This is a genomic window from Pseudomonas sp. NPDC088414, from assembly GCF_044753325.1.
In the GTDB taxonomy this organism is placed as follows: domain Bacteria; phylum Pseudomonadota; class Gammaproteobacteria; order Pseudomonadales; family Pseudomonadaceae; genus Aquipseudomonas.
This window is the reverse complement of record NZ_JBIVMY010000001.1, coordinates 49,515-71,568: the sequence shown is the minus strand read 5'-3', so window position 1 is coordinate 71,568 and position 22,054 is coordinate 49,515. Positions and strand designations below refer to the sequence as shown.

The 22,054-nt window shown below is 54.4% G+C and carries 25 protein-coding genes; 13 read left to right on the top strand and 12 right to left on the bottom strand.

Going from position 1 to position 22,054, the window contains the following annotated elements:
• Position 1: 1 nt before the first annotated feature.
• Positions 2-460 (bottom strand): type II secretion system major pseudopilin GspG, encoded by a 459-nt coding sequence (gspG, locus tag ACIP8I_RS00320; RefSeq protein ID WP_041062388.1) that lies wholly within the window; start codon positions 458-460, stop codon positions 2-4.
• 148 nt (positions 461-608) lie between these two features.
• Here gspG and gspI point away from each other — a divergent pair, with 148 nt between their 5' ends.
• From gspI to ACIP8I_RS00305, 3 genes are all read left to right on the top strand, one after another.
• The gene (gene gspI, locus ACIP8I_RS00315) at positions 609-983 is read left to right on the top strand and encodes a type II secretion system minor pseudopilin GspI (RefSeq protein WP_400757866.1); all 375 of its coding nucleotides are present in this window, start codon (positions 609-611) and stop codon (positions 981-983) included.
• A gap of 540 nt (positions 984-1,523) precedes the next feature.
• The gene (locus ACIP8I_RS00310) at positions 1,524-2,633 is read left to right on the top strand and encodes a hypothetical protein (protein ID WP_400757864.1); all 1,110 of its coding nucleotides are present in this window, start codon (positions 1,524-1,526) and stop codon (positions 2,631-2,633) included.
• Positions 2,634-2,636: 3 nt separating this feature from the next.
• The gene (locus tag ACIP8I_RS00305; protein WP_400757863.1) at positions 2,637-3,206 is read left to right on the top strand and encodes a LemA family protein; all 570 of its coding nucleotides are present in this window, start codon (positions 2,637-2,639) and stop codon (positions 3,204-3,206) included.
• 212 nt (positions 3,207-3,418) lie between these two features.
• Here the strand turns inward: ACIP8I_RS00305 and ACIP8I_RS00300 are convergent, their stop codons facing one another.
• The gene (locus ACIP8I_RS00300; protein ID WP_400757861.1) at positions 3,419-3,775 is read right to left on the bottom strand and encodes a DUF6124 family protein; all 357 of its coding nucleotides are present in this window, start codon (positions 3,773-3,775) and stop codon (positions 3,419-3,421) included.
• A 489-nt stretch (positions 3,776-4,264) separates the two neighbouring features.
• On the opposite strand from ACIP8I_RS00300, the gene ACIP8I_RS00295 reads away from it, so the two are divergent.
• Both ACIP8I_RS00295 and ACIP8I_RS00290 read left to right on the top strand, forming a co-directional pair.
• A complete protein-coding gene (locus tag ACIP8I_RS00295) occupies positions 4,265-5,611 on the top strand; it encodes a HEAT repeat domain-containing protein (protein WP_400757859.1) in 1,347 nt (448 codons plus the stop codon).
• Between the two features lie 81 nt (positions 5,612-5,692).
• Complete coding sequence (locus ACIP8I_RS00290; protein WP_400757857.1) at positions 5,693-6,043, top strand: hypothetical protein; 351 nt, start codon at positions 5,693-5,695, stop codon at positions 6,041-6,043.
• 157 nt (positions 6,044-6,200) lie between these two features.
• Here ACIP8I_RS00290 and ACIP8I_RS00285 read toward each other — a convergent pair whose 3' ends face one another.
• Entirely contained in the window at positions 6,201-6,560 is a 360-nt protein-coding gene (locus ACIP8I_RS00285; RefSeq protein ID WP_095136351.1) for a DUF6124 family protein, read from the bottom strand.
• A gap of 592 nt (positions 6,561-7,152) precedes the next feature.
• Between ACIP8I_RS00285 and ACIP8I_RS00280 the strand changes: the two genes are divergently transcribed.
• Positions 7,153-8,502 (top strand): ImmA/IrrE family metallo-endopeptidase, encoded by a 1,350-nt coding sequence (locus ACIP8I_RS00280; RefSeq protein WP_400757855.1) that lies wholly within the window; start codon positions 7,153-7,155, stop codon positions 8,500-8,502.
• Between the two features lie 286 nt (positions 8,503-8,788).
• Here ACIP8I_RS00280 and ACIP8I_RS00275 read toward each other — a convergent pair whose 3' ends face one another.
• From ACIP8I_RS00275 to ACIP8I_RS00255, 5 genes are all read right to left on the bottom strand, one after another.
• Positions 8,789-9,928, bottom strand: coding sequence for a DUF4062 domain-containing protein (locus tag ACIP8I_RS00275; RefSeq protein WP_400757854.1), 1,140 nt, complete (start codon positions 9,926-9,928; stop codon positions 8,789-8,791).
• A 201-nt stretch (positions 9,929-10,129) separates the two neighbouring features.
• The gene (locus ACIP8I_RS00270) at positions 10,130-10,789 is read right to left on the bottom strand and encodes a hypothetical protein (RefSeq protein WP_400757852.1); all 660 of its coding nucleotides are present in this window, start codon (positions 10,787-10,789) and stop codon (positions 10,130-10,132) included.
• A gap of 128 nt (positions 10,790-10,917) precedes the next feature.
• Positions 10,918-11,481 carry a hypothetical protein gene (locus tag ACIP8I_RS00265; RefSeq protein WP_400757850.1) on the bottom strand — a complete coding sequence of 188 codons (564 nt, stop codon included), beginning with the start codon at positions 11,479-11,481 and terminating at the stop codon, positions 10,918-10,920.
• Positions 11,478-12,368, bottom strand: coding sequence for a hypothetical protein (locus tag ACIP8I_RS00260; protein WP_400757849.1), 891 nt, complete (start codon positions 12,366-12,368; stop codon positions 11,478-11,480). Before ACIP8I_RS00260 ends, ACIP8I_RS00265 begins: the two co-directional genes overlap by 4 nt.
• Before the next feature lie 651 nt (positions 12,369-13,019).
• A complete protein-coding gene (locus tag ACIP8I_RS00255) occupies positions 13,020-13,451 on the bottom strand; it encodes a type II secretion system protein N (RefSeq protein WP_247269123.1) in 432 nt (143 codons plus the stop codon).
• Positions 13,452-13,585: 134 nt separating this feature from the next.
• Here ACIP8I_RS00255 and gspH point away from each other — a divergent pair, with 134 nt between their 5' ends.
• Both gspH and ACIP8I_RS00245 read left to right on the top strand, forming a co-directional pair.
• Complete coding sequence (gspH, locus tag ACIP8I_RS00250; RefSeq protein WP_400757847.1) at positions 13,586-14,038, top strand: type II secretion system minor pseudopilin GspH; 453 nt, start codon at positions 13,586-13,588, stop codon at positions 14,036-14,038.
• Entirely contained in the window at positions 14,035-14,643 is a 609-nt protein-coding gene (locus ACIP8I_RS00245; RefSeq protein ID WP_400757845.1) for a prepilin-type N-terminal cleavage/methylation domain-containing protein, read from the top strand. The genes gspH and ACIP8I_RS00245 overlap by 4 nt, the downstream gene beginning before the upstream one ends.
• A 141-nt stretch (positions 14,644-14,784) precedes the next feature.
• On the opposite strand, the gene ACIP8I_RS00240 is transcribed toward ACIP8I_RS00245, so the two are convergent.
• The 3 genes from ACIP8I_RS00240 to ACIP8I_RS00230 are packed head-to-tail and all read right to left on the bottom strand — an operon-like array spanning position 14,785 to position 16,968.
• Positions 14,785-15,723 carry a FecR family protein gene (locus ACIP8I_RS00240; protein ID WP_400757843.1) on the bottom strand — a complete coding sequence of 313 codons (939 nt, stop codon included), beginning with the start codon at positions 15,721-15,723 and terminating at the stop codon, positions 14,785-14,787.
• Positions 15,724-15,754: 31 nt separating this feature from the next.
• Positions 15,755-16,306, bottom strand: coding sequence for an RNA polymerase sigma factor (locus tag ACIP8I_RS00235; RefSeq protein ID WP_027613107.1), 552 nt, complete (start codon positions 16,304-16,306; stop codon positions 15,755-15,757).
• Positions 16,303-16,968 carry a secretin and TonB N-terminal domain-containing protein gene (locus ACIP8I_RS00230; RefSeq protein ID WP_400757841.1) on the bottom strand — a complete coding sequence of 222 codons (666 nt, stop codon included), beginning with the start codon at positions 16,966-16,968 and terminating at the stop codon, positions 16,303-16,305. Before ACIP8I_RS00230 ends, ACIP8I_RS00235 begins: the two co-directional genes overlap by 4 nt.
• Before the next feature lie 207 nt (positions 16,969-17,175).
• On the opposite strand from ACIP8I_RS00230, the gene ACIP8I_RS00225 reads away from it, so the two are divergent.
• Positions 17,176-17,490 carry a hypothetical protein gene (locus ACIP8I_RS00225; RefSeq protein WP_400757839.1) on the top strand — a complete coding sequence of 105 codons (315 nt, stop codon included), beginning with the start codon at positions 17,176-17,178 and terminating at the stop codon, positions 17,488-17,490.
• A 299-nt stretch (positions 17,491-17,789) separates the two neighbouring features.
• On the opposite strand, the gene ACIP8I_RS00220 is transcribed toward ACIP8I_RS00225, so the two are convergent.
• Entirely contained in the window at positions 17,790-18,230 is a 441-nt protein-coding gene (locus tag ACIP8I_RS00220; RefSeq protein ID WP_400757837.1) for a carboxymuconolactone decarboxylase family protein, read from the bottom strand.
• Positions 18,231-18,538: 308 nt separating this feature from the next.
• On the opposite strand from ACIP8I_RS00220, the gene ACIP8I_RS00215 reads away from it, so the two are divergent.
• The 4 genes from ACIP8I_RS00215 to ACIP8I_RS00200 all read left to right on the top strand — a co-directional run bounded on the left by ACIP8I_RS00215 (position 18,539) and on the right by ACIP8I_RS00200 (position 21,999).
• Complete coding sequence (locus ACIP8I_RS00215; RefSeq protein ID WP_400757836.1) at positions 18,539-19,972, top strand: PLP-dependent aminotransferase family protein; 1,434 nt, start codon at positions 18,539-18,541, stop codon at positions 19,970-19,972.
• A gap of 123 nt (positions 19,973-20,095) precedes the next feature.
• Positions 20,096-20,389, top strand: a complete 294-nt coding sequence (locus ACIP8I_RS00210) for a putative quinol monooxygenase (protein WP_400757834.1) — start codon at positions 20,096-20,098, stop codon at positions 20,387-20,389.
• 253 nt (positions 20,390-20,642) lie between these two features.
• Entirely contained in the window at positions 20,643-21,044 is a 402-nt protein-coding gene (locus ACIP8I_RS00205) for a cupin domain-containing protein (RefSeq protein ID WP_367084281.1), read from the top strand.
• A 241-nt stretch (positions 21,045-21,285) separates the two neighbouring features.
• Complete coding sequence (locus tag ACIP8I_RS00200) at positions 21,286-21,999, top strand: ATPase (RefSeq protein ID WP_400757832.1); 714 nt, start codon at positions 21,286-21,288, stop codon at positions 21,997-21,999.
• The last annotated feature ends 55 nt before the right edge of the window (positions 22,000-22,054 follow it).

Below are 22,054 nucleotides of genomic sequence, written 5' to 3'. Positions count from 1 at the left end.
CTTACAGCTGCCAGGAACCGATATCGGCATTCACGCCGTCGCCGTCAGGCTGACCGTCGGCACCGAGGGAAAAGATATCGATCTCGCCATTCGCGCCGGGGTTGAGGTATTGATAAGGACGACCCCACGGGTCATTCGGCAAACGCTCCAGGTACGAACGCCAGTTACTGTTCTTCGCATCCGCCGGCCGCTCCACCAGCACTTTCAAACCCTGAGTCATGCTCGGATAAGTGCCGTGATCGAGGCGGTACAACTTCAGCGCCTGCATCAAACCGCCAATATCCTGCTTGGCCGCCGTGGCCCGCGCCTGATCCGGCCGATCCAGCACCTTGGGCACCACCATCGCCGCCAGAATCCCGAGAATCACCACCACCACCATGATCTCTATCAGGGTAAAACCCTGCTGCCCACGGGGCATCCGGCTCGGTCGTCCGGGCTGTTTGAACTGCGCGATATCCATCTCGACATTCCCTTGGCTTGATTCGATTCGACGCGCAGTGTTGCAAGAAGATATGTCAGGGATGTTGAAAATCCTCGGGAGTTTTCGTCGTCAAGCCGTCAAGGACGGGGGTTAGGGTCGAGGGCTGTGTTTTGGTTTTGGGCCATTTATGCCTACGCGCTCCCGAGAAACCGGATTCACCCTGATTGAAGTGCTGGTGGCGCTGGCGATAATTGCCGTGGCGATGTCGGCGGCTGTGCGCGTGGCAGGGTTGATGACGCAGAGCAGCGGAATTTTGCGGGATCGTTCGGTGGCGATGATTGCGGCGCAGACACGCATGGCCGAGTTGCGGCTGGAAGGTCGATTGCCGATAGGACTAAAAGCGCAGGACTGTGACCAAGGACGTCTGCTATTGCGCTGCGAACAGGCCATCGCCACGGCTGAAAATGGCCGATTACTCAAAGTCGCCATCCAAGTCTTCAACCGCAACCAGGACACCCCGCCCCTGGCCCGCCTGGAAACCCTATTAAATCGCCCCCTGTAGGAGCTGCCGAAGGCTCGGGCCGCGATCGGACGATCTTTTGATCTTGTTTTTTAAAACTAAAAGATCGCAGCCTCCGGCAGCTCCTACACAAACATCTCAGGCAACGGAATTGGCGCATGCACCATCGCCGACAGACCAACTCCCCCAGTCTCCAACGTCGTACGAAAAATCTTCGACCAACATAAAACCCTGTGGGAGCGGGCTTGCCCGCGAAGGCGCCAGAATGGGCACCAAATCAATCACCAAGTGATGCCGATACGCTCATCAAACGATGATTACCTGTCGAATGCCCGATCATTTCCAGAGGATGATGTCGGACAGAAGCAGGCAACGCATGACAATGGTATTGTCCACTCCTTTTCATTGTTTCTGACAGATCATGAATAGAGTCAAATCCTCAATCCGGGCCGTTGCTTCCGCACAAGGTCTCCCTGAATCAGCCCATCTTCTAATTGAATTCGGGACCCTTGGGCCCGCTTGCTTCGAGCTTCCCGATACTGTTGTGAGACTTCTACCTTGCTCTCGTTGATGGATATCTACATGCCCAACACCTCGCAGAACGCGCGACTAAATGAGTTGCTGACTGTGAGCGAAGCCAATATTGACAGGGCTGAATCCAACGCCGACCTATTGAACGTGATCCACGAGTTCGCCTCGTACGATGGCCCGCTCAAGTTCAATTTCACACGTGCATGGTGGTTTTTCGGCACCGGCCTGTTATTGATTGCGGGCACTGTGGCCCTTTTTGGCTATATCGACACCTATCACGTGGTTTCTTTTTTTCACCGTCTGCAAATTGAGCCTGGCTTGTTCGGCGCAGTCACTGGTGTGCTAGGCATCGGGTTCGCCATTGGGAGCATGAAATGGATGAAATCCAAGGCTGATCGCTTGCCATCGCTCAGCCGCGAAATTGCTGAACTATCCTCCTACTTCCACAACGAGTTGATGTTCCTGGAAGAAAACTCGCACTGCACCCTCAACGAACTGGATACGCAATTTGGTGACTACCGCCGGGGCAACTACAGCCGCGAGTTGGTTGAGTCGTTAGAGGGCGTGTTTACCGGCAAGCTGCGCGATCTCCCTTATCACTACCGCCAGTTGCACTACGTCAACAAACGGGAGGAGCAAGTCACGGTGACCGACAAAGATGGCAAAACCAGTACGGAGACTCGAGTGGTGTATGACCATTACGACCGGTACAGTCTGGTTTTCGACTTTCCCTGGGTCACCGGGATATCGGTCAGATCCGATAACCAATCAGAGAACGACTATTCATGGCCAATGGACACGGCTTCTCCGGACTTTAATAAATCGTTCTGTTTGACAGGGCAGAGCGAGATACTCTGCGCGAAATTCATCAAACCTTCGACAGTGCTGCATTTGTTGAAATTATTTGAAATCCTCGATCGTCCGAACCTGGAGTTCTCCGACGATGGCTTGCTTTGCCTCAGCTTCGCGAGCAGTGACCTACTCGCGTTCGACACAGAATATTCGCTGGCTTCACCCAACGAGTTTTACGCAGAAATTTTTGCAGGTGTCGAACTGCCGCGCCTGATGTCTGTGCTCCAATGGAGCCACGCACTCTCTGAGCTGCACGATGACAACTTTACCTTTACCGCCTCTCCACCAAATAAATGCAAAGAGAAGTAAGCCATGGACATTGCACTCATACTCTCCGCTGTTATCGCCGTAATCATCATCTTGGTGGGGTTGGGCATCTACAACGACATCATCGCCCGACATAACGGGGTACAACGTGCCTGGTCGGACGTCCTGGTTTACGAACGCCAGAAGACAAAAGTTCTCGATCAGCTGCAAAAAGTGCTCGCAGACTTCATGGTTTTTGAGTCCAGCCTCCTCGAAAAAATCACCGGCCTTCGCAGCGCCATTCACGCCCTTCCTGCTGGCGCAAACGGAAACGCACTCACCAACGTTGAAACCGCCTCGCGAGAACTGATGGGTGGCTTGCGCATTGCTTTTGAGGCTTACCCTGATCTGAAAGCATCGGAAGCGGCGAACAACATGATGCGTGAAATTGCCGAACAACAAGAGAACGTCGGCGCGGCCATCACCATCTACAACCGCAACGTCGAACTGTTCAACAACGCCATCGAGATGTTCCCAGGCTCGGTCGTCAACGGCCTGTTCAACAAGAAAACGCGTGTGACGCCGTTCTCCGATACCGAAGCTTCGCAAGGCTTCTCCTACACCCCGAATATCTAACACTTGTAGTGCTTCAAACCATCACCCGTGAGGGTGATGGTCGACCACCTCCCTCATTTAGCCGAACACGAATGGGCAAGTTCACAGCAGCGCCTACAGGTTTTGGGTGTCCGCAAATTACGCATCCACCACAAACCCTGTGGGAGCGAGCTTGCTCGCGAAGGCGCCAGAATGAACACCCAATCAATCACCAAGTGTCCCCGACACCTACATCACCCCGGCAACTGCAAATTGTCCAACGCCCGATTCACCGCCAACTCCCCGAGCATAATCAACTGCGCAATCCCCGCCAGCGCATGACGCTGCGACACCGGCAACAAGCTGGCGATGTTCTGCGCGAGGGTTTTGGCCGAAGCGAGCGTTTCACTGGCATCGACCAGCAGTTCTTCGGTTTTGTTGTCCGCCGTCACGGCATACATCCCCCGGGCTTTACGCGGCGGCGTGGAACCGGGCGGACAGAGGTAATGGTCGAGCGCGCGGTCGGCGGCTTCGTGGAGTTTTTTGGAATCGATGGATTCGTAGGGGGAAACCGAGGCGGTTTCGGGTGGGTTGGGTGTTGGTTTGATCATGGGTGAAGCTCCTTGATTATTGGAGCCGCCACAGTTCGCTGCGAAACAAAGAGAGGTGGCAGCTGTACGCAGGTTCGCAGACCGGGAATCAAGGAACCCGGCATACCCGAAGGTATCCCGCGCACAGCCGCCATGAAGCACCATTGCCAAAATTGGCAACGACTGGAAGCGCTGTGGCCTTGATTGATCCGGGCTGCGAAACCCGATCGCTGATTCGTCAGCGACCGAACCACAATAGAACCCGCCCCAAAGGCGCACAAGCCGGCGGATTCTGGCGTAGCTGTAGGCAATGGCGCAAGGATGTGTAGCCTGGGAGAGTGTCTGGAGATGTCTTTTTAAACGATGATGTTTATCGAAGCATTACTGCACCACCTACCCCCTGAAAAGATCCGTCCCCTTACCCAAGAATTTTGCCCGCAAGAGCAAGTCGCGTAGGCTGCTGCTTTTGCGCAAACAATATGCCCCCGCAAGGACGCACAGGACTGCCCCATGAACACGACACAAGACTGGTTGGCTCGGTTGGCACGCCAGCAAGGACAGCTTTCCCATTATGAAAACTATCGGCGCAACGAGGCGCTGGAGATACTCGCCCGCTTCAGTAACACCGGTACATGGGCAGACGTGAGCAATCACTCCAATGGTTTCGTCCGGGAAGTCGCTGTGCGAGAACTGTGCAGACAACCTTCCCCCGATGCATTAGCCGCGTTGCTCGAACGTCTGAACGATTGGGTCCCTCAGGTTCGCGACCTGGCATTGGAAGGCCTGAAACACTACCTGTCACCTGCCCATACCCAAGCGTGGTTGTCCGCACTGGACCCCTTGATGGCATTGGCAGCGCAACGCCGGGTCGACCACGACCAGACACTGTCGACGGTACGAGCGATGCTGCAATCGGTGGACTGCTGGGATGAGGTCTACGCCGACTTCTTGAATCGCCAGGGCAAAGCCGCGCGCTACCTGTTTACGCTGTTACTGGAAAATCCCAAGATTCCCGCAACGCTGATACGCAGCGCGTTGGCTCATCGCGAGTTGACCGTACGGATGATGGCGGTGGCGGCGAGTCTGACATTGCCGGCAGCCCAGAGTCTGCCGTTGCTCCTTGAAGCCATGTCGCACCCCGGTGGGAAGATCCGCGTACGCGTGCTTTATGCACTGCTGCCGCTTCTCAGCGATCCTAAACCTGTATTGCGCGAAGCTTTGTTGGATGTTTCACCGGCAGTCCGCAATCTGGCCATTTGGGCTGCGGCTCGCAACGAAGTTGATGCGCACGCAGTCCTGTCCGAGCGTTTAAATCAAGATCTACCTACGGCAAAAAAGCATTGGCTGGGCGTGATCGGCCTCGCCACAGAACTGGCTGTCGAACTGCCAGAGCGATGGCATACAGCTGCGCTGCGCTCGACCTATGTGACCGTGCGACAGGCGGCTACACGCCTGCTTCGCGATGATCAACTGTCTGAGCTGTTCGAGGCGCTTGATGATCCTTCAGAGAAAGTATTGGCGGTGGCGATTGCGCAACTGGACAAAGTGCCGTGGCCCTCATTGAGCACCCGATTGATAGCCACACTCGATCAAGACTGGCATGAGCTTACATCAAAGCGGCGCAGCGCCATTTTTCGACTGCTCCCAACATGGCAGCAACTTGGTTACTTGTTGAAACGCCTCAACACCGGGCAAGCAGGCCAAATCTACTGGCTCGGCCAAATCGAAGCGTGGCGTGACAGGCAGTATCATGTTTTTGATCCGGTAACCCCCAAAACTGATCGCACAGCATGGCAGGAACAGCTGCGCGAATTAACGGCAAAGGGGCTGATTCGCTCGGGTACCCGGTTCTCATGATCAGTTTTTTTCGAGCTACAAATCGGCCGGAGGGAACGTCAAATTAAGGCTTCGATCCTCGTAGCTGTCTTACTTTATTGCATGAGTATCAGCGCAGCGTTTGCCGATTGCTCACAGACGTCTAACGACAATCACGGGCCAGCAGGCATCGCCATCGGTGAGCGTTTGGTGGCGGCCAAGGCCAAGCTAGTCAAACAAGGCTGGAAGCCCACGCGGATGCATACCACCGACGGCTATGAATACAGTGGCGTGGAGCGGGAGTTGGCTACACACCAGTTCTTCGAACTGGACACCTGCTCATTCGATAGCTCGCGCTGCAGCTTGTACTACGCGAAGAAAGGAACTTGCCTGCGCGTCGATACCATTGGCGAGCAGTTCAATGACATGACGGTGACGCGATGGACCGGTGAATGTCCTGAAGCGACTCAATAACCACACGAAGACGGCACGGTAATAATCAACTGCTCCCACAGGTTTCAGCGTTGTACACAACATCTGCAATCAGCATAAAACCCTGTAGGAGCGAGCCTGCTCACGAAGGCATCAGAATGAACACCCGATCAATCACCAGGTGATCCCGATACCCGCATCACCCCGGCAACTGCAAATTATCCAACGCCCGATTCACCGCCAACTCCCCGAGCATGATCAACTGCGCAATCCCCGCCAGCGCATGACGCTGCGACACCGGCAACAAGCTGGCGATGTTCTGCGCGAGGGTTTTGGCCGAAGCGAGTGTTTCACTGGCATCCACCAGCAGCTCTTCGGTTTTGTTGTCCGCCGTCACGGCATACATCCCGCGGGTTTTACGTGGCGGCGGTGTGGAACCGGGCGGACAGAGGTAATGGTCGAGCGCGCGGTCGGCGGCTTCGTGGAGTTTTTTTGAGTCGATGGATTCGTAGGGGGAAACCGAGGCGGTTTCGGGCGGGTTGGGTGTTGGTTTGATCATGGTGAAGCTCCTTGATGACTGGAGCCGCCACCGTTCGCGGTCAAACAAACAGGGTGGCAGCTGTACGCGGGTTGACCGACCGGACATCAAGGAATCCGGCACACCCGAAGGTGTCCCACGCACAGCCACCGCGACATGATTTCAGACAAAGCCTGAACACGTGCAGAACGCTGGCGCGCCTTGATATTGGGCGGACGGTCAAATCCGATCGCTGATTCGTCAGCGACCGAACCACAATAGAACCCACCCTAAAGGCGCACAAGCCGGCGGATTCTGGCGTAGCTGTAGGCAATGGCGCAAGGATGTGTAGCCTGGGAGAGTGTTTGGAGATGTCTTTTTAAACGTTGGTGTTTACCGAGACCTTACTGCGGAAATCTTTCCTAAATAGATCCATTCCCTCATTGGGCCAGCTGACTTGCGCGAGTTGAGCTACATTTCACACCGGACGGCTGCTTTCGGACAAAAGCGGACTCTTACATCGAACACCTCACTACCAAATGCTTTTTCTATAACCTCACCGCATGTACCTCGCTAGGTTCACTAGGCAACCGCTCACGATCCACCTGACAAAACGTACAGTGAAAAAATAGTAATGCGGTCAGAAAATCGCCTCCGCTATCGGTTATCCTCGGAGTTCAAATCAGCGACATTTTACGTAAATATGGAAAGTGAAAAGCTAAGCACTTACGCCAAGGGCGACAAATTTGAAGAACAGGTTTTCGAGTTCCTGTCTCGTGAAATCCAAGAGGGCCGCTTCTTCTGTCGACCTGAATACTGTCAAATTTATAGAAAAAAGGGCTATTACTCACGCGATCGAGAAGATTCCATCATCTTCGATATCGCGATCGAAGTGTTCCTGCCGGGTCTCGAAAAGCCTTCGATAGTTGTAATAATTGAGTGTAAAAACTACAACGGAACTGTTCCCGTTTGCGACATCGAAGAGTTCAGCTCCAAGGTGAGTCAGGTTACCGGCTTTAACGTCAAAGGAATTTTCGCCTCAATGAGCGCGTTTCAGTCTGGAACGTTCAACATCGCGCGAAATAAAGGCTTCGGTCTCTTGCGGTATTTTGACCAATCTGTGTTCCGATGGGAGCTCCCTCGTGCGCTGCTAACAGGAGCTGGATGCGCAAACTCGCGTAAGCGAGCGGAAATTGAATACGCTCTGACGCATCCAGACTTTCGGCCCACTATTTATAGTGCCTACGCTGTGACCCCCTCTGGTTATACGAATGGCTGGGACGGCATATGGCAGGGACTTAATTTTGAAGCTGCCTTCAGTGAAGATGATCTGAAGTTGATGCATTCGCCCGTATCTACAGCCAAACCGCGGGTTGCATTTGTCTCAAAAAATGACCTTGAAGATCTGGCCAATCGTGTATTGAAATCGATTTCATACATCAAGGGCGATGTAGATCTGAACGAGATTGTTGCGCACGAGAGTAATACTAATGGTTTGGTCGTGCGATTTCTTGCGGAGAACTGCTCAGCTCTGGGTAGTATTACATTCAACCCTGTTGAAATAAAAATATTCACCGCCAACGAACAATCACACTTGGCGAGGTTCACGCTAGCTCATGAGCTGGGGCACTACTTTCTTAAACATGGAAGATACATGACTCGCGAAAGCATTCAGACTCGAGACATCGATGAAAGCCAGCTCATCAATATTCCGAAGGGCGAAGTTGATCGGCTTGAGTGGCAAGCAAATACTTTTGCCTCGTGTCTGCTTATGCCTCGGGACGAATTCAACATGGCACTTGGGCTTTTGATCAAGCACCATGGAATTCGAAACCGGGGACATGGTGTTCTGTATCTCGATGAACAGCGTGACAATATTGATAATTTCTGGATGATCGCGGCAGCTCTAAGTAGATTTTTCAAGGTTTCTTTGACAGCAATTCGATTGCGAATGAAAGCATTGGGACTGTTAGTAGAGGCTTAAATTACGAGACCGAATTCAAAACCTCTATAACAATGGAAATATAAATTATTAATAGCGATAAAGAGCCTTGACAGGCATGCGATTCAAAAAATACACAAACTAAATCTTTAGATTATTATTAGTGCAGGCTTATGAAGGACAGCTGTAGAGGTAGATAGCAGGACGTAGAGGTTCCAGGTTCTATTCGTTACCCGACACTGGAAATGAGTAGAAATGGTGAAGGGAACGAGAACCTCGCTATCAGCTCGGAAAGCTCATAACGAGGTAGTGCCAATGATAATACCGATTACTTACCATTAGAGTCGGCGCGATCCATGGTTTCGGAAACAAATTTGGTAAAGGAATGTTGACGGCTAGAGATAGGGCCTATCATAGGCATTGATCCCATTTCCGTAATGGAGTCTACTACAATTTGTCTAGTACTATTGTCTAGCATTACGAAGGCTGCCCATTCAGCTTTGAAAGGCTCGATTGGCACCCTCATTTCAATGTAACTATCATCCTTGAACACCATGAAGCAAGTGACCCTTCTGCTGATATTCACATATCCAAACAAATCGGGTGTGATAATGGATATTTCGAAATGACGCAACATGTCATCCCAAGATGGTTGGCCGACAGCAATGTAATTTACTCCGTCTGCAACAATTGTAGAGAAGAAAGATACTAATCTTCGAAATCTCACTACAGCTCGGGCTACAGCTGTGGCCTCTGGCCCTTTAACAGTGCTCAGAAAAGCCGCCTTGAGATCATCGAACTTCTCGGTTAAATCTTCGATCTTTTTCGTGGCGGTAGTTCTATTTTTGTCTTCAGTTATTAAGCGCTTAAAGAGGGAAGCCCATTGACTTCGCAAGGTTTCCTCAATATCTTGAAGTCTTTGAAATGGGAACAACCCATTACCCTTTAATTGGAGGCGTAAGAAGTTTATAAATTCAAAAATATACACGGCTGTTTCGCGTTTTTGTATGGATGGAAACTCAATGCGATTTATGACAGTCTTTTTAGATTTGTTTTTTTCGTACAATGCGTGATCATGCCAAACGCCACTTTCGACAAATGTAAAAATTGGAATGCCAAGCTCAACACCTCTTAATATTTCAAGCTGCGTAATTGATAAATTTTCATTTGAATTGAGGAGTTCTCGCCCATTGCTAAGCTGTTTTAACTTTTCAAAGTTGAGAACTTCTAACGCGGCGGGTACAGCTTTTCCACCAAATCTTGAGCCGATAATTAGAACCATCATATCGCAGGATTCAACTTCAGTGATGCAGCTTTCGTGAGTATGCTCTCGATAATCATAAAGTACATCGTCGTATTCGCTCATAACAGGGTCATGGCCGAACTCTTGTATGAATAATCTGATTTGTGAGCGTATCACTGAAAGGTCGTAGCAAGTGGAAGATACGAAAATTTTTAGACCAGCCATAACAAATCCCCTTCAAACTTAACAATATGGCACAACACCAACGCAAACACTATAGGATGTAACTAATCAACTTGAGCGATTATAAGACTCAATTCACTTTTGGCTCCAACCGGTATAGCAGGCAGTAGCAGAGGAAACCAATCTATTAGATTGTCAGCTTCCGACCCAAATTAGCCATAAAAAATCGGCACGCTACGGTATTTACGTTTTCGGATATAGCTCATTGCATCGCCTTTCAATTTCGCTTCTTTCCTCTAGAGAAATGTCGAATGAATAGTACGAAGGATCATTCATATAGCTTCTCGTAAAAGCATCGTGCGCTAGAAGAGTTTCAAAATCCATGATGCTGGCCGCGTAACTCCTGACATCTGTAATATGAGCACTCATATCTATGCCGATATCTTTCATATGATGGATTGTACTGCCGGCCCTCGAAAGGCTTGCAAGTTGATAAAGATAAACCTGAAGCTCCTCAAAGACTCGCTCTTTTTCCTGCTCATCTTGATGCTCAACATAGTTCTGCAATAGCTCGCGAAACTGAGTTAGCTCGCGCTTTTCCAATTTTTCTAGGGCCTTTGCTGCCAGCATTACATTTGTCTCGCCCTTATTTACCGCGTTGCGAATGCGTTCGGTGCGGATGCTCATTTCATGACTCGTTTCAGTAAACTTCTGCTGACGATAGAGAAGGGCCAAAGTCAACAATGCTATCATTGGACTATAAATCCCACCGAGCGCACTCCCCATCCGTGACCAGTCTTCATGAGCGGCCCATACCCCAAAGCCAAACTCACAAGAATAAACTGCAATAGGCAATGCAAGTATGAAAAGAGCAACAACGAAAAACACATTAATTTTTTTCATATTAAAAATCTAACGCAATCCATTTTTTTAAACTTCGTAATTTTTTCTCTGGCGCTTGATTTTTATTTATAACCACTTGCGAACAAGCGAAGGTCGCAAAAAACCTATCCCTCCTCTAATCTATTCCGTCACTTCGGTCGGAGCAAAGAATGAAGACGCTTCACGATCATAACAATGGTGAGTAACAAATTTACCGTGACAAAGACAGCAATTGGAGTAAATACCAGTTTAGATAAAATAATCGGCAACGATAATGAGGACGCTTTAGGCTCAACAAAACTATCCGCCATAGAAAAAGCAAAGCAAGTAGCAATTAGAGCCAGTGAGGAAAGTATAGAAAAGCTTATATTATAATAAAGCTCATCAAGAAGTTTCTTCTTTGCGCTATAGAATTCGTCGATAGGACGTTTTAGCTCCGCATCGCGCTGATACCTTTCGTCAAGCTTACTCTCTTGGTCGTAAACCAAAACCAGAACAGAAAGCAAAAGCGCGGTAAAGATTGCGCCAAAATTAACCAAAAGTGATGAAACATCCTTATTTAAAGAAAACCCCATAATTATGCTAGCAGTGCTAAAAGCAACAGGAACAAAGCAAAACGTCAAAAAATCATACCAGGACCATCCGCCATCAACTTTCGACATTGTCGCGAGATGGCCATATATGATGTCTTTAATATTGACTTTGCTACTCATACTTTTATGCCCATTCCAGGATACATAGTGGACAGAAATTCGTTAAGAAGTATTTTGCACCACGAATCAAATTCTTTCATATCAGGATTGCCAGCGGTAATTGTAACTTTTTTCTCATCTACGTCGATTTCACATACTTGACTATTTTGATTCCCGCCAAGTCGAAAGGTTCGTTTTCTTCCATGCATTTCTACAACAGTCTTCACTTCGGCGCAAAGAGGAGCGAGAATTTCTACGGTAGCACTCTGCTCAGTGCCGGGGGTCAGATAGTCAACAAGTGTCCCAAGATTATTTTTTCGAGATGCTTTAATAATATAGACATGCTCAGCCTCGTCATGGCCAAGTTTTTTAATTTGGTCTTCTATCGTGTTCATACCACTGAAGCGAATTAACTTTATCTCTTTAGCGACTGCCTTCTTCCACTCCTGAAACGCTTTTTCGTAAGAGAGAGGGTTCATTTGCAAAACCCTACCTGTTACGCGCGAAAATTCTTCTCTCAAAAGCTCATAAATCAGTGTTTTTACACCAATATTTTTTTGATTATGTAGCAAGACTACGCCTTCATTAAGCGCGGCTGGCACATAAAATCTGACGTAATGATTTAAAACCTCAGCATTTTCTTCTAGGCGCTTGAAGTCAATTTTTCCGGTTTTGATATTTACAATGTCAGTTCTAGATCCGTAGCTGCCAGCTCGCACAATCCCTCGGATCTCTCGCTTGGCATCGTCAAACTTGAATCCAAACATAGAGTATATTTGTTGGGTGGCTTGAAGTATATGGTAACCATTTCCTTTGCTAGTGATGTACGACTTAAAAATCTCATACATATCGAACTGGCCGATAGCCCCGAGAGGCGAATAGGAGTCCTCAACTTTCTTGCCCTTCATCAGAGGGTTAAAGCAGCGAATTGTGTATGGCGATATTGTATTCAAGATTTCCCTAGCCTTTTAATAATTTATTTTCCTTCCTTGGTCTCGCTCATATTAAAGCGCCTGTAAATCAGGCTTTGGACCAAGACCCCGTCATGTGCAGGGCTTTTCGCCACGTTGAAGAGATGTAGTCGTACCTAAGCATCCGGCATAAACGCGCGATACTGACTATAGGGAACACGTGGGCATTTCGCCACTATGTCTTGAACGAGCGTACCCTCGTAGAACCCTCTCCACGACAACAAAATTTGTCGTCGTTCTGAGTACTGTCTCTCGATCCATCCTGGATGCTGTGTTCTAAGCAATACTCGGGAGGATTCGCCCGCGTAGGCGATTCAACGACGGCATAACGCTTTGTCGCAAGGCTTTATATTGGTGGGCCTTGTGTAGCAGATAGACCGTTAGCAGCGGGACAGGAGCGTCAGTCTATGATCGTTTGTTGTGGCCGCTTCCCCAAATCCGCTTATGGCCGATGACGGATATTCTTTACTACCCGCATCAGGTCGGAAGCGACAACAAGCACTCGCTTGCGTTTCGGCTCCCTGCTTTTGGAGGCCCTTGAACCGGCATTCAATTGAAAGGCAAAAATAACGACTTCAACCCTACAGATCAGGGCCTCTTTAGACTCGGCAACACCACCCCCTCCCCCAACCTCTCCACCCCCAACCTCACCCTCTCCCCCCCCTGCTCAATCACCACCCCATCCCCCTCCACCGCCACCAACTTCACCCCAGGCCCCACCCTCTCCCCCTGCAAAAAACTCCTCGGCGGTCCATCATTCAAACTCAAAATCGCCACCGCCCCGCGACTCCCCGCCATCACCCCGCTCACCTTGATGTCCATCGGCGCCGTTTGGTTGGAAAACCACTGCAACGCTGGGCTATCACTGCGCGCTGCGAGCATTTGTGGGGGGGCTGGTGGGGTGTGGGATTCGGCGGAGGTCAGGAGTAGCGACGACCAGGTCGCGACGCCGACCAGGGCGGCGAGCAGTGCGAGGGCCTGGACGGTTTGCGGGGGGGAAATGCGGGTGGTGAGCATCATGGGCTGAATCTCCTTTTAGTCCCTGCTGACAGGCTACGCGGCAATTCTCACGGTTTTATTTCACACGCCTTACATGTTGGCCGTGCAGGATGTTTTTTTGGGGACGGGGCAGGACGCAAAGGAGCGCGCAACCGATGAATGTGGGCAAGCAACGGGGCTTTACGCTGATCGAGTTGATGGTGGTGCTGGTGATCATCGGGATCGCCAGTGCGGCGATCAGTCTGAGTATCAAGCCGGATCCGCTGCAGTTGCTGCGCAAGGACGCCGAGCGGGTGGCGCAGTTGCTGCGGGTGGCGCAGGCGGAGGCCCGCGCCGATGGCCGGCCGATTGTTTGGGTGAGTGATGGCAAGGGCTTTCGCTTCAGTAGGCGCAGTGACAGTGGTCGGGGGTTTGAGCATTTCAAGGATGACCCGCAGTTGCGGCCGCGCACCTGGCAAAGTCCGAAGCTGGAGGTGCGGGTGGAGCCGAAGCAGAAGGTGGTGCTTAACGCCGAGTGGATCAATCCGCCGCTGCAATTGACCTTGTCTGATGGGCTCAATCGGCTGAGTGTGCTGCGTGATGCCAGTGGCAGGATCAGTGTGCAATGAGCGATCAACGGGGTTTTACTCTGATCGAGGTGATGGTCGCTATTTTGCTGATGGCGGTGGTCAGTTTGATTGCCTGGCGCGGGCTGGACAGTGTGACGCGGGCGGACAGTCATTTGCAGGCGAGCAGTGAGCAGAGTGACAGTTTGTTGCGGGCGTTGAATCAGTTGCAGCGTGATGTGGAGATGCGCGCAGGTGTGGAGTTGAGTGAGCCGAAGAAGGTTGGCGTGGATGATGAGCCGCCGAGCGCGCCGCCTGCGCTGACGGTGCGCAGCAGTGACAGCATGGGGTTTCGGCTGGATATCATTCGCAGTGCGGCGGATCAGCCTGGGGCTTTGCAGCGGGTGCGTTGGTGGGTCAAGGGGGATACGTTGTATCGGGCGGTGGCTGAGGCGCGCAGTCGATATCCGTTGCCGGCGCCGGGGGTTGGGATGGCGGTGTTGCAGGGTGTGAGTGATGTGCAGGTGCGGGTTTGGGAGGTGGATAAGGGTTGGCGGCAGTTGAGTGGGAATCGGCGGGAGGATCCGTTGGGGTTGGAGGTAAGGTTGACGCGGGAGACGGCGCAGGGGGTGGAGCGGTATCGGCAGGTGATGGGGCCGCTGCAATAATCTGGATTACTGAGGTCCCTGTGGGAGCTGGCTTGCCAGCGATGGGGTATTCACATCCAACATCTCATTGCCTGACATGCCGCTATCGCTGGCAAGCCAGCTCCCACAGGGTTTTATGGTGTTTGTGGGTGTTGGGTTGGATTAGCTGAGGACGACGACGCCGCCGGGTAGTTCGGTGCATTTGACGCCGTAGGCATCGCGGATCAGCAGGGCGACGCCGGCGAGTTGGTCGAGGCTGAAGCGGGCCTGGACGCGGCGTTGGCCGAGTTCGCGGTTGAGCAGCAGCAACATGCCGGGGCGGTAGCGGTTGATCTCGTCGATCATCTGGCTGAGGGTTGCGCCGTTGAATACCAACACCTGCTGCCGCCAGTTCATCACTGCGGCGGTGTCGACGCTTTGTACTGCGCCCACTTGCTGCGCGTCGTAGGTCAGTTGTTCACCGGGCTGCAGGCGCAGGCTGCGGCCATCGACATTGACGTCCACCGAACCATCAAGGCAGGTCACGCAGACTTGCTGATCGGTGTTACGCAGGTTGAACCGCGCCTGACTCGCCCGCAACCACCCTCCTCCGGCCTGCATCGCCAATGGCAACCGCGCGGTCTGCACTTCGACTTCGCCGCTGACCAGTTCGAAACCCTGCACGCCATCATCGCCGGCGCGCTGGTTGATGCGGGTCTGAGTGTTGAGTTCCAGGCGCACGCCGTCGGCTGGTTCGAAACGCTTCTGCTGGCCGACCTCGGTGATGTAGTCGGCGCCGAGCCCTTCGAAGCCACCGGGAATCGTCCCGCGCACCAGCAGGAACGCCGCCGATGCGGCAATCGCGCCACCGAGAAACGCCCGGCGACCGAAGCGCCGAGGCGACTGCAGCATTTCAGCGGCAGGCTGCAGGTTGTGCCACAACACCTTGGCCTGCTCGAAAGCCTGGGCATGTTCGGCGCTCTGCGCGCACCACTGGCGCAAGGCGCGGGCGTCGGCCACGGTGGCGCGGCCGGAGGTCAGCAGGACCAACCAGTCGTGGGCTTCGCTGTGCAGATTGTCGGCCGCCGATGGCTCGGCAGGTGTCAGTCGAAAGATGTTCAAACGCGCAGATTCTCAACGAATTGATCGGGCACTATTCAGATGACGGTTTTCCGGCCCCGCGACCGAACCGCTGAAACACTTTTCTTTCCAGTTTCGCCGCGCAGAAGCCCAATGCGGCTTTGATTTCCTTCTCGACCATGCGTGTGGAGATGCCGAAGCGCTGGGAAATTTCCAGGTGCGGCGCCTCCTCCAGCCGCGCCGCGATGAAGATTCTGCGACGCCGCGCTGGCAGCTCGTAGAGGGCGCTGAGCAGCGACTGGATTTCCTTCTGCCCACCGACCACCCGCGCCGGATCCAGCGCCTCGTCGCCGATCTGTAGCAGCTCTTCGACTTCCTCGCCGGTGAGCAGGCGCGCATCGGCCTGACGGCGGTCGGCGGCGATGTTCAGGGCCATGCGATAGAGGTAGGCATTGGGCCGCAGCAGGTTCGGCGGCGTTTCCATGCGGTCGACCCGCAGGTAGGTTTCGTGCAGCACGTCGTTGGCCAGATCCTCCGAGCCGAGACGGCGTCGCAAGCGCACCCGAAAGTCCTCGTAAGACGTCAGGAACAGCTGGACCATCGAACCTTGTCCGGTGTCTTTCATCCCCCGGAAACTCCTTCCCATTTGGTGCATTCCATGCGTTTCCCTGACGACTCCGGTAACAACAGCAACGTGACCGGCTGACGCAACGCGCTGGGCGTCGGCCGGTCGATCCTGAGATTGCGAAAGCTCTCTACCAGCGCGGTATCGCGCCGTACATCACCGGTGGTGGTGACCAACCGGTTGTGCTGCACCACGCCGTCGCGCCCGACCCAGACCTGCAACACCGCGCGATAACTGCCCGGACGGGTCAGCGGCGAACGGCACAGGTTGCGCTCGATCGCCGCTTGCACCGCGGTGGCGTAGCTGCGACTCACGGCGGCGCTGACCGGGGTGGTTTTGTCCAGGGCCGACGGCACGTCTTCGACCTGCGCCACTTGCAAGGTGAACGCGTCGTCGCGGGCATAACGCGCCATCAGCCCGCTGCCGCCGAGCAAACGGCGCAAGGCGTCAGCAGCGGTGTATTCGCCATCGACCGCCAACGAGCGCCGGCCACGACTCAACTGGCTGTCGACCAGCACCGCAACGCCCGTGGCGTGGCTGTACTGATCCAGCGCCCGGGCCAGGTCCTGCGCCGGGATGTGCAGCGTCATGCGCATATCGGCCGGCACCGGTTCGGCTGTCGCCGCACCGCTGAACCAGCCAAGCAGCAGCCCCAGACTCACCCGGCGCACGAGAGTCGCTGAACGCTGAAGACCGTCCCTGGAACTGCCTCGCTGCACGGCTGACGTACCCCTGAAAACCGTCATCCTGATGGCTGTTTATGAACCTGGTGTGACGGGCGGTGCAAAAAAACCATCACGGGATTCGCGCAAGGCTTGCACTAGACTGCATTCAGAGAACGGCCGCTTCGGGCCGGCCAGGAGGCTTGCATGAAATCACTGTGGAAAATCGCCCTCGGCGGGCTGCTGCTGAGCGCCTTCGCCAGCGCCCAAGCCGAGCAGCCGCTGGGCTGTGTGGAGGTGACGGTGGGTGGCTACAAGGCGCCGAATTACGATTGTCTGAGTCAGCAGATGGGTAACAATCCCGAAGGCGCTACGGCTGCGCAGAAGAATCAGGAAGCGCTGAATGTGCCGGTGAACAAGCGGCCACCGAATCAGGTTGGCCTCGCGACACCGGCCGCAACTGGCACACGTATGGGCAACACCTTCGGCACCTCAGTCAAACCACAGCGCCCACCAAACTGAGGCCCCTGTAGGAGCTGCGGCACGCTGCGATCTTTTGATCTGGCTTTCAAAAATCAAAGTCAAAAGATCGCAGCCTTCGGCAGCTCCTACATTCGATCCCATGCAGGAGCTGCCGAAGGCTGCGATCTTTCCACCAAACTGAAGACCAAACTTTGTGGCGAGGGAGCTTGCTCCCGCTGGGGTGCGCAGCGCCCCCAAACCTGCCGAACCGGTATTAGCTGACAGACCGCATGCAAAGGTTTGGCGACTGCTGCGCAGCCGAGCGGGAGCAAGCTCCCTCGCCACAGGTTATGTGCATGTCAATCGCTTGGGGTCTGGCGAAAGCTTACCGCCAGGCGATTCCAGCTGTTGATGGTGGTGACGGCCATGGTCAGGTCCACCAGTTCAGCCTCACTGAATTGCGCCTTGGCCAACTGATAAACATCGTCCGGCACATGACTTTCCGCCAACAGCGTCACCGCCTCGGCCCAGGCCAACGCGGCGCGCTCGCGGGGATTGAAAAAACCGCTGTCGCGCCACACCGCGATCGCATACAAACGCCGCTCACTCTCCCCGGCCCGCCGCGCGTCCACCGAGTGCATGTCGGTGCAGAACGCGCAGCCGTTGAGCTGTGAGGCGCGGATCCTGATCAGTTGCAACAGCGGCGCCTCGATGCTCAGGTCGCGGGTCAGCGCTTCCATGGCGATCATGGCTTTCATCGCCTTGGGTGAGGCGTTGTAGTAGTCCAGACGCGGGGACATGGCAGGTCTCGGAATGCGGGATAGTGGATTTACGGTAAGCGCTGATGCGCCAGCGTTACAGCCCCAATTTCACGGAATATCGCTACACCACTGCCCAACAGATACACATAGAACCTGTGGGAGCGAGCTTGCTCGCGAAGGCGTCGTGTCAGCTACTAAAGTGTTGACTCACCCACCGCATTCGCGAGCAAGCTCGCTCCCACAGGGGGTCTAGGCCAATTTCGGGTTTTTGTGCTGCGCAACTACTGCCCATCACGCAACAGCGGTAATCTGGCCGACACTTCAATCGCCCCCGGAGCCGCGTCGGTATGGAACTTCACGTCGTGATCAATGGCCGCAAGGACCTGGCCGGTCAGTTGTACCAGCAGCTGCGCGGCGCCATCGAGTCCGGGCGTCTGGCTGCCGGTACGCAGTTGCCGCCCAGCCGTCTGCTGGCCGAGCAACTGGGGATCTCGCGCAAGACCATTTCCGACACTTATGCGCAGCTGACCTACGAAAACTTTCTCACCGGGGTGATCGGCAAAGGCACCTACGTCAATGCCCGCCCGGCGCAGATCCAGCGCAAGCAAAGCCATACCGAACTGGCCAGCGCCGAGGTCATCGAAAGCTGGCGCAACCTGCCGGTGTTCCTGCGCCATCCGACGCTGCAAGGTTCGTTGCGCTACGACTTCATTGGCGGCGCCACCAGCAAGGGCCAATTCCCCCATGACGACTGGCGCCGCTGCGTCTCGCACGCGATGCGCCAAATGGCCGCGTCCAAGGGGTTCTACAGCGTGCCCGAGGGCCTGCCGGCGCTGCGCAATGCGATTGCCCGGCACATTGCGTTCTCGCGCGGGATCAACTGTCAAGACGAAGACATCGTGGTGTGCAACGGCGCGCAACAGGCGCTGGACCTGATCACCCGCGTGCTGATCAGCCCCGGCAGCCGGGTGGCGATGGAAGATCCGGGTTATCCGCCGGCCCGTCTGTTGTTTGGCACCCACGGCGCCGAGGTGGTCGGCGTGCCGGTGGATGCCGAAGGGATTGTGGTCGAGCAGATTCCCGAAGGCACGCGGATGATTTACGTCACCCCGTCGCACCAGTTCCCGCTGGGCATGCCGATGAGCCAGGCGCGCCGCGAGGCTTTGCTGGCCCGGGCGTATGAGCTGGGCGCGATCATCATCGAGGACGACTATGACAGCGAATTCCGCTACGAAGGCCGGCCGACGGACTCTCTGTTCAGCCTCGATCAGCGCGGCATCGTCGCCTACGTCGGCACCTTCTCCAAGACCCTGCTGCCGGAGTTGCGTCTGGGTTACGCGATCCTGCCGCCGGCGATCCTCGAAGCGGTGATCCGCGCCAAACAGCTGACCGACCTGCACGCCTCGACCCTGCCGCAATGGGCGCTGGCCAAGTTCATCGCCGAGGGTTGTTTGCTCAAACACATTCGCCGTTGCCACGGGATTTACGCCCAGCGCCGCGAACGGATTCTGGCGCGTATGGCCGGTGATCTTTCACCTTGGCTCGACGCGGTGCCGGCCAGTGCTGGCTTCCACATGGCGGTATTCTGCAAGGTGCCGGTGGATCTGCCGCTGGTGATCGAGCTGGCGAAAAAGGTCGAGGTCGGGCTGTATTCAATCAATGGGTTCTATCACCAGCAACCGGCGAGAAACGGCCTGTACTTCGGCTTCGGCGCCATCGAGACGCTGGACATCGACACCGCTCTGGATCGCCTGCGCGACATTCTGCAACAAGTGGCGTGAATGATTGGTCTGGGCGATTAACTGCCGATTGGTTATTGGTGATCAGCAGGTGCAAGCCTATTCTGCACTGGCGTTATCCCTCAATGAGCAGGATTCGTCCGGCCTGATTCAGGAGTGTGAGCAATGTCCAACCAAGTGATCAACACCGTCCAGGTGCGTGCCGCCGCCGGGCGTTCGGAAGAACTCGGCCGGCAGTTGCAGAAGATCGTCGACACCTTGCGTCAGACACCGGGCTGCGACGCCTATATGGTCGACCGCTGCCCCGAGGACAGCCACCGCTGGATGGTGAGCGCACGCTGGCAGTCGGAAGCGGCGATGCAGGCGCATTTCAACCGGCCCGAGGCGCAGGGGTTTATTGACCTGATCGATAGCCGTTTGGCCAATAGTGTGGATTTCAACAGTTTCCCAATCGTCTGATCTGCCCCTGTGGCGAGGGAGCTTGCTCCCGCTCGGCTGCGCAGCAGTCGCAAACCGGCCAATGTGATTCGTCTGAAGGAATCAGGTGCCAGGTTTTTGGGGCGCTTCGCGCCCAGCGGGAGCAAGCTCCCTCGCCACTGTCGTTTCTCGTCCGGCCCGGATTGGTCACCCGATCTTCCCGAATATTGGCCGTTTGAATACCCCGCCCCGCAGACTACTGTGGTCACCACCCCTCCCCAACTGGTGATCCAAGATGAAAGCCCTGCACCTCTTCACCGCCGCTCTCGCCCTGTCCATGTCCGCCGCAGCCCTGGCCCACGACCCGTCCGAGAAAGTCACCGTCCTGCAAGACCAGATGCTGAAAAACGCCCCCGGCAAGAAAGCCATGATGATCGAAGTCGACTACAAACCCGGCCAGTCCTCCATCGCCCACAAACACGACGGCACCGCCATGGCCTACGTGCTCGAAGGCGAAGTGATTTCCCAGGTCAAGGGTGAACAGGCGATCACCTACAAGAAAGGCCAGTTCTGGTACGAACCGGCCGGCTCCGAGCATCTGGTGTCGAAAAACGCCAGCAACAGCAAACCGGCGAAGTTGCTGGTGTTCATGGTATTGGCCCCGGACGAGCAAGTATTGATCCCCCTGAAAAACTGATGGTTGTTTGCACAGCCATAAATAAAAAGGCGCAAAACACTGTTTTGCGCCTTTTTATTTCCCGGGGCAATTAACCGATTTGCCTTAAAGCCAATAAAACTAATGCATCGCCACAACTCGAAAAATTGTCAGCTTATTTACAGCTTGGCGGGTTTAGTCTGAATCAACTGTCGTGCGCCCGTCACAAACAGCCGCGACAACTCTGACTTTCCGACTGAAGTTGCTTCACGGGAGACTCACCATGAAACTTGCCTTTGCCAGTACCTTGGCGATATCGGTTTTAGCCTTGTCCGCCTGTTCCGTACCCACCGCGCCAAGAGCGGTCTCGTCCCTCGATACACTGTTCACCCAACCGGTCGGCCGCAGTAGCGCCGCCCAGGTGAAAAGCGGCCCCGGCGTGTCACTGGGCGTGGTCTACAGCCCGAGCACCCAGACCAATCGCGAATATCTACGTAACTACCAGGCCAACGCCGGCACCGGTTTCGGCCAGAGCCTGCTGGTGCAGCCGATCCACGACGCCTACGTCGCCACCTCGAAACCGGACATGGCGGTGGACTGGGTCAAGGCCTCGCTGCAGCGGCAGTTCGGCTCGGTGACGGTCTATCCGGACATGCAGAGCCTGCGCGCGGCGCACCCCGACGTGGTGGCAATCATCGACACCCACAGCCAGTTGATCACTTCGCGCAGCTCCGACATCAAGGCTGATGTCAGTGCGGATTTTTATGATGCGAAGTTGAACTACATCGGCACGGCGAAAGGTTCGGAGGCCAAAGAACTGACACCGGTTTGGGCGGACTTCAAACGTTCGGAAGAGATCGTCGCTGATATTAATCAACAGCAGGATGTGCAAGTTCGGGCGTTGCAGAAGTTTGATCAGTCGCTCAACAATTTATTGACCAGGCCGACAGATAAAGTGTCGATGCTTGATAACAAACAAGCACATAAGTTGTATTGAAAGTAAGGCCCTCATCGCGAGCAGGCTCACTCCTACAGTTGGAATGCGTTTCCCT